At 66.5% G+C, this 13,355-nt stretch carries 13 protein-coding genes; 11 read left to right on the top strand and 2 right to left on the bottom strand.

The annotated features are described in order from the left end of the window. Positions 1-19: 19 nt before the first annotated feature. Positions 20-565, bottom strand: a complete 546-nt coding sequence (locus LC060_RS03905) for a cupin domain-containing protein (protein WP_039388413.1) — start codon at positions 563-565, stop codon at positions 20-22. A gap of 197 nt (positions 566-762) precedes the next feature. On the opposite strand from LC060_RS03905, the gene LC060_RS03910 reads away from it, so the two are divergent. The 10 genes from LC060_RS03910 (at position 763) to LC060_RS03955 (ending at position 10,135) form a co-directional block, all read left to right on the top strand. After that, positions 763-1,920 (top strand): amine dehydrogenase large subunit, encoded by a 1,158-nt coding sequence (locus LC060_RS03910; protein ID WP_226632882.1) that lies wholly within the window; start codon positions 763-765, stop codon positions 1,918-1,920. Beyond that, positions 1,917-2,486 carry a MauE/DoxX family redox-associated membrane protein gene (locus LC060_RS03915; RefSeq protein ID WP_226632884.1) on the top strand — a complete coding sequence of 190 codons (570 nt, stop codon included), beginning with the start codon at positions 1,917-1,919 and terminating at the stop codon, positions 2,484-2,486. Before LC060_RS03910 ends, LC060_RS03915 begins: the two co-directional genes overlap by 4 nt. A gap of 3 nt (positions 2,487-2,489) precedes the next feature. Continuing rightward, positions 2,490-3,101 carry a methylamine dehydrogenase accessory protein MauD gene (gene mauD, locus LC060_RS03920; protein ID WP_226632886.1) on the top strand — a complete coding sequence of 204 codons (612 nt, stop codon included), beginning with the start codon at positions 2,490-2,492 and terminating at the stop codon, positions 3,099-3,101. A gap of 28 nt (positions 3,102-3,129) precedes the next feature. Next, positions 3,130-3,660, top strand: coding sequence for a methylamine dehydrogenase light chain (locus tag LC060_RS03925; RefSeq protein ID WP_039388406.1), 531 nt, complete (start codon positions 3,130-3,132; stop codon positions 3,658-3,660). A gap of 34 nt (positions 3,661-3,694) precedes the next feature. Beyond that, the gene (locus LC060_RS03930) at positions 3,695-4,255 is read left to right on the top strand and encodes a c-type cytochrome (RefSeq protein ID WP_226632888.1); all 561 of its coding nucleotides are present in this window, start codon (positions 3,695-3,697) and stop codon (positions 4,253-4,255) included. Further along, positions 4,252-5,361, top strand: a complete 1,110-nt coding sequence (locus tag LC060_RS03935) for a P1 family peptidase (protein ID WP_226632890.1) — start codon at positions 4,252-4,254, stop codon at positions 5,359-5,361. Before LC060_RS03930 ends, LC060_RS03935 begins: the two co-directional genes overlap by 4 nt. A gap of 43 nt (positions 5,362-5,404) precedes the next feature. Next, complete coding sequence (locus LC060_RS03940; RefSeq protein WP_226632892.1) at positions 5,405-5,695, top strand: hypothetical protein; 291 nt, start codon at positions 5,405-5,407, stop codon at positions 5,693-5,695. Beyond that, positions 5,695-7,125, top strand: coding sequence for a sodium:solute symporter family protein (locus tag LC060_RS03945; protein WP_226632893.1), 1,431 nt, complete (start codon positions 5,695-5,697; stop codon positions 7,123-7,125). Before LC060_RS03940 ends, LC060_RS03945 begins: the two co-directional genes overlap by 1 nt. A gap of 24 nt (positions 7,126-7,149) precedes the next feature. Further along, positions 7,150-8,649, top strand: a complete 1,500-nt coding sequence (locus LC060_RS03950; protein WP_226632895.1) for a CoA-acylating methylmalonate-semialdehyde dehydrogenase — start codon at positions 7,150-7,152, stop codon at positions 8,647-8,649. An 82-nt stretch (positions 8,650-8,731) separates the two neighbouring features. Then, a complete protein-coding gene (locus tag LC060_RS03955) occupies positions 8,732-10,135 on the top strand; it encodes an amidase (protein ID WP_226632897.1) in 1,404 nt (467 codons plus the stop codon). Between the two features lie 61 nt (positions 10,136-10,196). Here LC060_RS03955 and LC060_RS03960 read toward each other — a convergent pair whose 3' ends face one another. Next, positions 10,197-12,470 (bottom strand): TonB-dependent siderophore receptor, encoded by a 2,274-nt coding sequence (locus tag LC060_RS03960; protein ID WP_226632899.1) that lies wholly within the window; start codon positions 12,468-12,470, stop codon positions 10,197-10,199. 155 nt (positions 12,471-12,625) lie between these two features. On the opposite strand from LC060_RS03960, the gene LC060_RS03965 reads away from it, so the two are divergent. Further along, positions 12,626-13,354 (top strand): response regulator, encoded by a 729-nt coding sequence (locus tag LC060_RS03965; protein ID WP_226632901.1) that lies wholly within the window; start codon positions 12,626-12,628, stop codon positions 13,352-13,354. The last annotated feature ends 1 nt before the right edge of the window (position 13,355 follow it).

Below are 13,355 nucleotides of genomic sequence, written 5' to 3' on the forward strand. Positions count from 1 at the left end.
CAGCGCCCGGGACTTTTTTCTAGAAGCTGGGCGGGGTGCAGGCGCTCACCACGATGCACGGTTCCTTGCCCGTATTGCGGAAACGATGGGGCAGCTGACTGGAGAAGAGATAGGCATCGCCCACCTGCAGCACGCGGGTTTCGTCATCGACGGTCACTTCCAGTTTGCCCGAGATGATGACGCCCGCTTCCTCGCCTTCATGGGTGAGCATCACCCGCCCACTTTCCGAGCCCGGCTGGTAGGTTTCGTAGAGCATCTGGATCGAGGAACTGCCGCTCTGGCCGACCTGGCGATAGCTGACGCCGCCGCGCCCGATTTCCGAAAGATCGTTTCGTTTAAAGAAGATGCTTCGATCCTCGGTGACGTCGAGGTTGAAGAACTCGCCGAGCGTCATGCCGATCGCATCGAGGATACGCTTGAGCGATCCGACCGAGGGATTGGTGCGTCCGCCCTCGATCAGCGAGATCGTGCTGCTGGGTACGCCGGCCAGTTTGGCCAAGGCCCTCTGGCTGATGTCCTTGCGCTCGCGCACGGCGCGCAGGCGCACGCCTACTTCGTCCTTCATGTAAGGTAACTCCCTGTTCCAGGGGCACTGGCCTTATCTGTTCTGGTGCGGCCCCAGTCGTTCTGTCTGGAATGGGACAAGCCTATGTGACGGTTTGAGGATGATCAATATTTCATATTGGTTGCAGTGCAAAAAACAGTCTTGTGACCAGACCGCCTTCGATGTGTACTCGGCGCATTCGCAGGAACGGGGGTTTCATGCACATCAAGACATCACTTCGCCTTGCATCGGCCCTTCTGGTGCTTGCACTCCCAGGTGCGGCCATGGCCGCGCAAGGCCAATTGCCGCCGCCACTCGAAGAGGAAGTCAGCGACGTGGCGGTCATGGGCGCGCCCGGTCCGCACCGTTTGGTGCTGGCGGGCGGCTTCGGTTCGGGCGGCGCGCAGATCCGCGACGGCGAGGACGGCAAGCTCCTGGGCACCGTGTCGCTCGGTGGCCTCGCCAACATCGCCTATGCGCCCGACCAGTCGCGCATCTACGTGGCCGAGACGATCTGGACCAAGGGCAACCGCGGCACCCGCCAGGACATGATCAGCGTCTACGATGGCCGCACGCTCAACCTCCAGGAAGAGATCACCCTGCCGGGCCGGGTCTTCATGGTTCCGCGCCGCACCAACTTCTCGATCAGCACCGACGGTGCGCGCGCCTACATGTACAACTTCGATCCGTCGGCCTCGGTCAACGTGGTGGACCTTGCAAGCGGCGATGTGCAGGTGGTCGACACCCCCGGCTGCGCCCACGCCATGGCCTGGGGAAAGACCGGCTTTGCGGTCATCTGCGGCGACGGTTCGATCGGTTCTGTCGATACGGCCAAGGCGCTGGAACTCAAGCGCTCGGCCGCGTTCTTCGATGCCGAGAACGATCCCCTTTTCGAGGAAGCCGCGATCGATCCCAAGGCGGGCAAGGGGGTGTTCCTGTCCTACACCGGGGTCATCCACGAGGTGTCTCTGGGCGAGGCAAAGGAACTCGCCGCCTGGCCGATCCAGGAGGCTGCGGGGCTCGAACTGGCGCGCCCTGATGACCTGCAGCTGGCCTGGCGTCCTGGCGGCGGCGTGGTTTCGGCCTGGCACCACGCCAGTAATCTTCTCTTCGTGCTGATGCACCCGGGCGAGCACTGGACGCAGAAGGAAAAGGGGACACAGCTCTGGGTCGTCGACCTGACCAAGCGTGAAGTCGTGGAGCGTGTGCCGCTCAAGATCCCGGTAACCTCGGTTGAGGTCAGCCAGGATGCCGAGCCCTTGCTCTACCTCATCACCGAGGATGGCGGTCTGGAAGTCCTCAACGCGCTTGATCGCAGCGAGAAGACCTCGGTGAGCAACGTGGGATCGGTCGTGCCGGTCACTCCGATGCCATGAGCGTGCTCGACACAGGCCTTCTCCTTGCCACCGGAGCAGGGGGGCTGCGCTTCGGAACGGCGCTGCTCTTCGTGGGCGCTGCGCTTCCCAAGCTGCGCAACCGTTCGGCCTTCGCGGGCGTGGTCGCCAATTACAAGCTGCTCCCGCGCCCCCTGGTGGGCGTGGTGGCGGGGCTGCTCCCGTGGGTTGAACTGGTGCTCGCCGCAGCGCTTCTCGTGCCGCTGACGGCTTCGCTTGCGGCCTTCAGTGCGGCCCTGCTGCTCACGCTCTTTGCCGGGGCCATCGCCATCAACATCAGCCGTGGGCGTGCGCATATCGACTGCGGCTGCCGGGGTGATGAGCTGCGCCAGCCGCTGCGCACAGGCATGGTCGTGCGTAACCTTGTCTGGGCGGCGCTTCTGACCGGCTCGGCCGGGATTGGCGGGCTTGCGCCTGTCACCATGGCGCAGGGACTTGCGCTCCTCGTGGCTCTCGCGGCCGGTATGCTGGGCGCGCTGCTGCTCCACATTCTCGAAATCTTCTGGGCGCTGCCGGCTCGGCGCGCCCGCCCCCAAGTCGGAGGCTGACCGATGCTTCTTGTCACCACTGCCCTTGTCCTGCTCTGGATGCTGGTCATCGCCATGGCCTTCGTGATCCTGGCGCTGGCCCGCCAGATCGGCGTCCTTCACGAACGCCTTGCGCCTGTCGGTGCGCTCGCCACCGCGCAAGGGGCCCAGGCGGGCGAGCAGGCCCCCGTCATGCCCGGCCATCTGCTGGGCGGCGGCACCATCGAGATCGGGGGGGCACTTCCTGCAGGTTCGCTGCGCCTGCTGCTCTTCGTCGCGCCCTCCTGCCCGATCTGCAAGAAGCTCATCCCCATCGCTCTTGACGTGGCGCGCGACGAGCGTGTCGATCTCGTCTTCGTGGGGGATGAGGACCCGGACGAGCAGCGCCGCATGATCGAGCGCCATGGCCTTGCGGGACAGACGTTCGTCAACGGGCCGGAAGTGGGCATGGCCTTCGCGGTCGCCAAGCTGCCCCATGCGATCCTGCTTGATGACGCGGGCAAGGTCGTCGCGCGCGGCCTCGTCAACAGCCGCGAGCACCTGGAGAGCCTGCTGGTCTCGCACGAGACCGGTCACGCCAACGTGCAGAGCTACCTGCGCGCAAGCCGCGCCCCGGCGCTGGAGGCCGCCGAGTAAGGCGTGCCCTGCAAGGAGAAATGCACCCATGAACTGGAAACTCATCGACAGCGCCAGCGAGAAGCTCTCACGCGGGCTGGCCAAGGGCACCTCGCGCCGCTCGCTTCTGGCCAAGATCGGCGGCGCGGCAAGTTTCGCACCCTTCTTCCCGGTGCTGCCCGTGGCCCGCGCGCAGGACGCCGATGTGCCGCTCAGCAACTTTGCGCGCACCGCGCAGACCAAGGACGACACGCAGTGCAACTACTGGCGCTACTGCGCCATCGACGGCGCGCTGTGCACCTGCTGCGGGGGCGGCATCCACACCTGTCCGCCGGGGACCGAAGCCTCGCCCACGTCCTGGGTCGGTACCTGCCGCAATCCCGAGGACGGGCGCTCGTACCTCATCGCCTACCGCGATTGCTGCGGGGCGAGCATGTGCCAGACCGACTGCCATTGCGATGGGACGGAGCGCGAGATGCCCGCCTACCGCCCGATGGCCGACAACGAGATCATCTGGTGCTTTGGCACCAAGTCGATGAGCTACCACTGCTCCACGGCCGCGCTCGTCGGGCCGGTATGACGGAGGGGCTTGCGGGGGAAGAAAGGGCCTGCTCGTGACGGTTACGGCCGTACGAATGGCGGTGCGCGCGCTGATCGGCGCGGCGCTGCTGGCGAGCGGGGCCTACGCGGCCATGGCACGAAGTCCGCAGGAGGACACCTCTCATGCCGCGCCCCCGGCCTTCCCGCGCAGCGCGCGCTCGAATTTCGTGGAGCGCTGTGGGGGATGTCACGGGCTGGAGGGGCGCTCGGTCGCCCGCAACGTGCCCGATCTGGCAGGCCGTGCCGGGTTCTTCCTGTGCACGCCGGAAAGCCGGTCATTCGCAGGGCGCCTGCCCAACGTGATGTTCGCGCGCCTGTCCGACGAGGATCTGGCGGATGTTCTCAACTACGTCATGTTCGACCTGGGAGAGACAGCCACTTCGAGGCTTGCAAAACCCTATACGTCGCAGGAAGTTGCGACCTATCGTGCAAACCCGCTTTCGGTGACCGACCTGCACGCCAAGCGCCGCGAGGTGGTGGGCGAGATGGTGGCGCGTTGCCAGGCACCGCAGGCGATGCTGGACTACAACCGACCGCGCGGCCGCATTCCCGGCCGGGTCGAGGAGATGAAATGAACCGTCGCAACGTACTCATGGGCGCCGCTGGATTGGGAGGCCTTGCCTTCGCCGCGCCGCTTCTTGCGCAGGACACCGCGCTGCGCAGCACCGGACGCACCGGCGCGCGCAATCTGATTACCGACGTGGCCGGGCTGACGGTAGGCAACGCGCAGGACGTGAAGGTGCGCACCGGCACCACCGTGATCCTCGCCGACAAGCTCTCCACCGCCGCCATCGACGTGCGCGGCGGAGGCCCCGGCACGCGTGAGAGCCATGCGCTCGAAGGCCACAACCTCGTCCATGCCGCGAACGCCATCGTGCTTTCGGGCGGGTCCTCCTATGGCCTCGCTGCGGCGGATGGCGTGGCTGCCGTGCTGGGATCGAAGGGCATCGGCTATGGCGGCATGGCGCGTCCGGGCGTGCCGGTCTCGCCCATCGTGCCTTCGGCCATTCTCTATGACCTCGCCAATGGCGGGGACAAGGGCTGGGGCACCGAGCCGCCGTACCGCGCGCTGGGCATCGCCGCGCTCGAAGCGGTGGGTGCGGACTTTGCGCTGGGCACAGCGGGTGCGGGCTATGGCGCGCAGGCGGGCGGCCTCAAGGGCGGGCTCGGCTCGGCCTCGACGCTCGTCAGCGACGGCTCCACCGTGGGCGCCATCGTTGCGGTCAACTCGATGGGCTCGACCGTGGCGCCGGGCACCCGCAACTTCTGGGCGAGCCCCTTCGAGATTGGCGACGAGTTCGGCGGACTTCCTCCCAGCGCCATGTACGCCTCGCCCGAGGAGTGGGGCTACACCAAGGCGCCTGCCGCCAAGGAAAACACCACCATCGCCTGCGTGGCGACCGACCTTGATCTGACGCCCGACGAGATGAAGCGCTTTGCCATGATGGCGCAGGACGGCATGGCACGCGCCATTCGCCCGATCCACACGCCCTTTGATGGCGATGTCGTCTTCGCAATCTCGACCGGACGGGTCGAGGTGAAGGGCCCCCGTCCCGTCGCGGTCCTGCGTGCAGGCGCCGTTGCCGCCGATACACTGGCCCGCGCCATCGCGCGCGGCGTCTTTGAAGCGAGCACGCCGCCGGGCGCCGACAGCAAGGCCTGGAAAGACCTGACGCTGTGATCTGGCGCTGCGTTTCACTCTCCCAATTGCAAGGGTCCGGCGCATGAGTGGTATCCCACCGCGCCGGGCGGCCGAGATGCCCGATGGTGCGATGCCCTGGTGGCCTCCGTTCCTCGGCATTGCCCTGCCGCTTGCGCTGGTCCTGGCCTCGGCGCTGCTGGTGCCGGCTTCGGCCGGACGGTTCCTGGGTATCTCCTGGAGCAGCTGGTGTCTCTTCGCTTGCGCGCCGTTGACGAGCCTGTGCCTGCTTGTCTGCTACCGCTTCGGCGGCGCGGCGAGTGACCGGGACGATGTGCCCGGCCATGGTGCGCCTCGCGAGGGAGATAGCCTGTGATGCTGGCTGTCTTCATTGCCGTTATGGCGCTGTCGCTGGGTATCGCGCTGTGGTCGCGCCGCGGGCATTCCAACCCCGATGCGCGTGAGTTCTTCGTCGCTTCCGGGCAGTTCGGACCGATCCTGTTTTTCTTCCTCTCCGTGGGCGAGACCTATTCCATCGCCAGCATGCTCGGCTTTCCGGGCGGGGTCTATGCAGGCGGCGAGGGCTTTGTCCTGTGGTTCTTCGGCTACATCCTGATCGCCGCGCCCTGCATCTACTTCGTGGGACCCTGGATCTGGCGCGCGGGCGCGCTCTATGGGTCGGCAACCATCCCCGACTTCTTCCGCGACCATTTCGAGAGCCGAGGGCTGGAAATCCTCATCACGCTCAGCTCCATCATCCTGCTCGTTCCCATCGGCACGATGCAGTTCCTGGGCCTGAAGCTGGTGTTTACAGGGCTGGCGCCCGAGGCCCGCTCGATCTTCCTCACCAGCCTCGCGGGGCTCCTGACCTTTGCCTATGTCGTGATCGCAGGGCTTCGCGCCTCGGCCTTCGTGGCGGTGCTCAAGGACATCCTGATGATGGCCTCAATCCTGCTGGTCGGCTTCGTGGCGCTCGCCGCCTGGAATGCCGAGCCGACGATGCCCGTCAGTCTTGCCGAGACCATGCCGGAGCCGACCCGGCCCGACCTCGTCTTTGCGATCTCCACCATCGTGCTGCAGGCCGTGGGCTTCTGCATGATCCCGCAGAACTGGGCGTTCATCTTCTCGGCCAATTCGCCCCGCGCGATCCAGCGCGCGCAGATCGTCGCGCCGATCTACATGCTGATGTTCCCGCTCCTGATGATGGTGGCCTACTACGCCAAGGGGCAGGGGATCGTGCCGCCCGAACCCGACTTCGTGTTCCTCTCGACCGCGATTGCGCTGCTGCCCGACTGGGTGGTGGGGCTGGTCATGGCTGCAGTTGCGCTTTCCGGGCTCGTGATCCTGAGCAGCGTGTGCCTGGCCATCGGCCCGCTCATCACCCGCAACCTCGTGCCCAGCCTTGATGGCACGGCGCAGCAGCGCTGGTCCAAGGTGGTGATCGCGGCCTTCCTGATCTTCTCGCTTGTGGGCGCGGAGACCTCGGTGCAGCTGATCGCGACGCTCAACAATGTCTTCTACTTCGGCATCGTCCAGACCCTGCCTGGACTGGTCGCGGCCATGCTCTTCCCGCGTGTACCGGCGCGTGCGCTGATCGCGGGCATTCTTGTCGCCGATGGCGCGATGCTGGCGGTCAAGGCGGCGGGCTGGACCTTCGGTGGGCTCAACGTCGGCGTGATCGGTCTTGCCATCAATGTCGCGGTCCTCGCCCTCGTCACTCTGGCCGCGCCGCGCAGTGGCGCGCGCGCGGTCATTCCGCTCCTGCGCGAGGCCCACACCGGCCGCGCGTCCTCATCCACCCCCTGATCTTCAGCGAGAACGGATACCCCCATGCGCACAATTCCCCACTTCATCGCCGGCGCGCACAGCGCCGGGGACGGCACCGCCATGGCCGATGTCTTCGATCCCAACACCGGTACGGTGCAGGCGCAGGTGCCGCTCGGCAGCGATGCCGAGCTGGAAGCCGCGGTTGCCGCCGCGCGCGCCGCGCAGCCCGCCTGGGCCGCGCTCAACCCGCAGCGCCGCGCGCGCGTGATGTTCGCCTTCAAGGCGCTGATCGAGGCGCATATGGACGAACTGGCCGCGCTCCTCTCCAGCGAGCACGGCAAGGTCTTTGACGACAGCAAGGGCGATATCCAGCGCGGGCTCGACGTGGTCGAGTTCGCCTGCGCGACGCCGCACCTGATGAAGGGCGAATACAGCAGCGGCGTGGGGCCGGGGATCGACGTCTACTCGATGCGCCAGCCGCTGGGCATCGTGGCGGGCATCACCCCCTTCAACTTCCCCGCGATGATCCCCTTGTGGATGAGCGCGCCAGCCATTGCAGCGGGCAACGCGATGATCCTGAAGCCCTCCGAACGCGCGCCATCTGTGCCGCTGCGCCTTGCCGAACTGGCAAAGGAAGCGGGCCTGCCCGATGGCATTCTCAACGTCGTCCATGGCGACCGCGTGATGGTGGAAGCGATCACCGATCACCCCGCGATCAAGGCGATCAGCTTTGTCGGTTCCTCGGACGTGGCGCAGTCGGTCTATGCGCGCGGCACCGCGCAGGGCAAGCGCGTCCAGGCGATGGGCGGCGCCAAGAACCACGGCATCGTCCTGCCCGATGCGGACATGGACCGCACCGTCTCGGACATCATGGGCGCGGCCTATGGGTCTGCAGGGGAACGCTGCATGGCGATGCCCGTCGTGGTGCCCGTGGGTGAGGCGACCGCGGACCTGCTGCGTGAAAAGCTGGTCGCGGCCATCGCGGATCTGCGCGTGGGTATCTCGAGCGACCGCGAGGCGCACTATGGCCCCGTCGTCACCGCCCAGCACAAGGCGAAGATCGAGCATTACATCGCGATGGGCGTGGACGAGGGGGCCGAGCTCGTCGTCGACGGGCGCGGTTTCTCGCTCCAGGGTTACGAGGAGGGCTACTTCATGGGCCCGACGCTGTTCGACCACGTAACACCCGAAATGCAGTCCTACCGCGACGAGATCTTCGGACCCGTGCTGCAGATGGTGCGCGCGACCACGCTGGAAGAGGCGATCCACCTCGCCAGCCGCCACGCCTATGGCAACGGGGTGGCGCTCTTCACCCGCGATGGCGGCGCGGCGCGCGACTACGCGATGCAGGTCGAGGTCGGCATGGTCGGTATCAACGTGCCGATCCCGGTGCCGGTCTCCTACCACAGCTTCGGGGGCTGGAAGCGTTCGGCCTTTGGCGACCACAACCAGTACGGCGAGGAAGGCTTCCGCTTCTTCACCCGCGTCAAGACGGTGACGCAGCGCTGGCCGGGGCCGGACGCGGACAAGGGTAACGCCTTCCTGATCCCGACCACGGCCTGATACCGGACCGGGGCAGCACACGGGAGAGGGACCAAACCAGGGGGCGGACGCCAGGAGCGCCGCCCCGCAGCGGAGCGATGCGATGAAAGAGGAACTGGCCGATCTGACGGGCGTGGAGCTGGCCGAGAGCTTTGCTGCGGGCAAGCTCTCCCCGGTGGAAGTCGCCGAGGACGTGCTGGCCCGCGCCGAGCGGCTGGAGCCGCATCTCTGCGCGACCTACGCGTTGGAGCCCGAGGCCGTGCGCGCGCAGGCAAAGGCCTCGGAAGCGCGCTGGCACAAGGGCACGCCGCTTTCGGTGATCGACGGGATTCCCGTGACGCTCAAGGAACTGATCGCCACCAAGGGAACGCCCAAGCCGGTAGGGACGGCCGCGGGCGACATGACCCCGCAGACCCACGATGCGCCGCCCGCGCAGCGCATGCGCGAGGCGGGCGCGGTCCTTCTCGCCAAGACCACCGTGCCCGATTACGGGATGCTGTCCTCGGGCCTCTCCAGCTTTCACAAGTTGGCGCGCAACCCCTGGGACCTCTCGCGCAATCCCGGCGGGTCGAGCGCGGGGGCAGGCGCCGCCGCTGCCGCAGGTTATGGGCCTTTCCACGTGGGAACCGACATCGGCGGTTCGGTCCGGCTACCGGCGGGCTGGTGCGGCATCTTCGCGCACAAGCCCAGCAACGGGCGTATCCCCATCGATCCGCCCTACATCGGGCGCGTCGCGGGACCGATGACGCGCACGGTTGCCGATGCCGCGCTGATGATGACGCACCTTTCGCTGCCCGACCGGCGCGACTTCATGGATCTGCCTTACCAGGAGCTGCCCTGGCGCCAGCTTGAGGGCGACGTGGCGGGACTTCGCATCGGTCTGATGCTGGAGGCAGGCTGCGGTTCGCCGACCGAGCCCGAAGTCGCCGAGGCCGTCACCGAGGCCGCACGATTGTTCGAACATGGCGGGGCGGTGGTCGAACCGGTCGAGCCGTTCATGACGCCGGACATGCTCGATGGCCTCGACCGCTTCTGGCGTGCGCGCTTCCATGCCGAGATGCGCGATCTGCCGCCCGAAAAGTACGGCCTCATCCTGGAGTACATCCGCAAGTGGGTGGAGCCTGCCGCGCACTACGACGGCATGGAGGTCTACACCGGCTTCGACCAGATCATCCAGATGCGCGAGCGCGGGCGGGCCTACAACGACTACGACCTGCTGCTGAGCCCGGTGGCGCCGATGCCCGCGTTCCCGGCAGAGCTGGCCTCGCCGGTGAACGATCCGATGCGTCCCTTCGAGCACATCGGTTTCACCGTTCCCTACAACATGACCGAACAGCCCGCGAGCTCGATCAATTGTGGTTACACCCGCGAAGGCCTGCCCATCGGCTTGCAGATCGTCGGGCGCCGCTTCGAGGACATGGCGGTCCTGCGCGCCTCGGCGTGGTACGAGAAGGCGCGCCCCGCGCAGCGGCCCTGGCCCTGTCGGCGCGAGGCCATGGCGGACTGAAGCGGAAGGTATCCCGGGGCTGGGGGGCTTGCCCCGGGATACGTCAGGTTCCCGATCCGGGTCAGAGTTTGGCCCGGAGGGTCACGCTGTAGCTGCGCGGTTCGCCATAGATGAGGCCATCGTAGAAACCGAACTGGCGGTAGTAGGTCTTGTCGGTCAGGTTGGTGACGTTGGCCGAGATCTGGATGTTCTGTGTCGCCTGGAAGCGCGCCATGAGGTTGACCAGCGTGTAGCCCGAGACATCGAGGTTGCTGTCATCGTAGGTGCCATCGCCGAGCGGACGGCCCGGGTTGGTCGACCATTCGGTCTTGCTCTGCGCGGTGATGCCCCCGCCGATGGTAAGCCGGTCGAGCGCGCCGGGCAGTGTGTAGCTGGTCGAGAGGCGCAACTGGCTGTGTGGGTCGCGCTGGTAGCTGAGGCCCTTCACGTCCAGATAGCTGTAACCGAAGAACACGTTCCAGCCGGGCAGCAGTTCGCCCGAGGCGTCGAAGTCGATGCCCTTGGAGACGACACCGTCGACCGTGCGGTAGATGTCGAGCCCGGTCACCTCGTTGAGCTCGCCGGTGTTCTCGGCAACGTTGCTCTGCTCATTGCGGTAGAAGGCGAGCGAGGTGTTGAGCTTGCCGTCGTAGAAGGCGCCCTTGATGCCCGCTTCGTAGCTGGAGCCGGTGACGGGCGGCAGTAACCGGTCGTCCTCGTCGCGCAGGTTCCCCTGCGGGGTGAAGACATCGGTGTAGCTGGCATAGACCGAGAGCGTGTCGGTGACGTCGTAGACCAGCCCGGCGTAAGGGGTGAAGACACCCTTCTCGTGCGTCGGGTCTGCGTCGGCGGTGTAGACGTTGGCAATGTCGTAGTCGCCGCCGCTGGTCTTGTAGTCGCTGATGCGCGCGCCCACGATGGCGGTCAGCCCGTCGGCCAGCTCGAAACGGCCCGCGGCATAGCCGCCGATGTTGCGGGTGCGGTCGATGCCGCGCGCATCGGTGCGGAAGGTCTCGAAGTTGGCGTAGGAGCCATCCCAGCTGCGCCAGTCGTCGATCGGCAGACCTTCGGAGCGGTACTGGCAGCCTCGGAAGGTGGGAACGCCGCCGATGGTGCAGTTGCCCAGGTCCCCGTCGAAGGTCCAGCTGGTGCTTTCACTCCAGAAGCCGTTGAAGCCGAACATGAGCTGGTGCTCGCGTCCGAACAGGTGCAGCGGTCCGTTCAGCGTCACGGCGACGTTGTCACGGTCCTCGGAATATTCCGAGTGCATCGCGTTGAGGTAGGCGCCGGTGCCATCCTGGTTCCAGAAGCCCGCGTAACCGCTGCCGCCCCGGTTGATCTTGGCGATCCCGAGGTTGTTGTAGGCGCTGCTATCGGTGCGCGCGTAGCCCATCTTGACGTGCCAGTCGTTGGCGAAGCGGTGGTCGAGATTGACGAAGGCGGTGGTCGCCTTGCGGCGCGAGACGCTCCAGTCGGCGACCGGGTTGGTGCTGCGCGGCAGATTGGCTGGCGTGCCGTCGGCGAACCAGATCGAGACGTTGGTGCCCCAGGACGAACCCTTGTTGACCGTGCGCTCGTACTGCACCCCGGCGTTCAGGACGGTCGTGGGCGTGAGGTTGGCCGCGAAGTTGGCGAGGATCGCGCGGCGGTCGGCATGTTCGCGTTCACGGAAGGTGTCGGTGCTCTCGTCGCTGAAGACGAGGCGGCCGCGCACGTTGCCATCGGCGGTAATCGGCGCATTGAGATCGCCCATGACACGCCGCTTGTCCCAGTTGCCCAGGACCAGGCTGCCGCTGGCGCCAAGCTCGGTGCCCGGCTGCTTGCGCTGGAGGTAGATCGTTGCGGACGGATCGCCGGTACCGCCCAGCAGGCCATTCGCGCCGCGCACGATCTGGACGCTGTCGTAGAGGTCCATGTTGGTCGAGGCACCGCCGCCGCTGAAGTTCGACTGGCCGTCCACCTGCATGCCGTCGATGCGGTAGTTGCTGACGTCGAAGCCGCGCGCGCGGTAGGTCGTGCGGCCCGCGTTGTCATTCTGGTACGAGGTGATGCCTGGCGCGGTGGCCAGTACATCGTCGATGGTCTCGATCTGCTGGTCGTCGAGAAGCTGGCGGGTGATGACCGTCACCGTCTGCGGGGTCTCGCGCGGCGAGATGGGCAGGCCGATGGAGACGCTGGTTTCCTCGGCGGTGTAGGACTGGGTGTCCTCGGTGCGCTGCCCGGTCACGACGATTGTCGGCGGCGCGCTCGCGCCCGGCGCGGCGTCGGCATGGGCAACCTGTGCGCCACCCAGCGCGACGGCGAGCGCGGTCAGCGACGCGCATGTTGCTTTATTGCCAGAAAACATTGGTTTCATGTCCCGTTACCCCTTATAATGCAACTCATTCGCAATTGAGGGCGGGATAGAATGGGCCTTGAGGTGGGTAAACCGATGTATCCGGGATATTTTGTCAGCTTTTCAGGAGTTTTGTCACCCAATGTAACGGCCTGTACCCAAGCTGGGAGCGCAGCATGAGCCGCGTGCTCGTGGTGGACGACGATGCCGATATCCGCGACCTCCTATGCCGCTATCTTGCTGAAGCGGACATCGAGTCGCGTGGGGCGGCCGATGGCGATGCGATGTGGAGATCCATCGCGCAAAGCACGCCCGACATCATCATCCTCGACCTCATGCTCCCCGGCACCGATGGCCTGTCCTTGTGCCGCGCGCTGACCGAACGCTGTGACATACCCATCATCATGCTGACGGCACGTGGCAGTCTGGTCGACCGCATTGTCGGGCTCGAGATGGGGGCGGACGACTATCTTCCCAAGCCCTTCGATCCGCGCGAGCTTCTCGCCCGCATCCGCGTCGTTCTGCGACGGCAACGCCGGGCGCAGGACGGGCCTACGGTGCGCGAGCCCGACTACCTGCAGTTCGAAGGCTGGACGCTCGACACCCGTCGCCATCTGCTGTCGCCGCCGGGTGAGGATTTGGGACCGGAGAACACGCAGCCGGTTGCAAACTCCGACTACCTCGCCTTGCGAGCCCTGCTGCGCGCGCCGTTCCAGACGCTCAGCCGCGACGTGCTCGCACGCGAGGTCTACGGGCGCGAGCGCGATCCCTCGGACCGGGCCATCGACATGTGCATTTCGCGCCTGCGCCAGATGCTGGGAGAGGATGCGCGCAATCCCCGCATGATCCGCACCGTGCGCAACGGCGGCTACGTGCTGTCCGTGGACGTCTCGGCGTCCAGCTGAG

It is taken from the genome of Novosphingobium profundi (assembly GCF_020524485.1).
GTDB classification, from domain to species: domain Bacteria; phylum Pseudomonadota; class Alphaproteobacteria; order Sphingomonadales; family Sphingomonadaceae; genus Novosphingobium; species Novosphingobium profundi_A.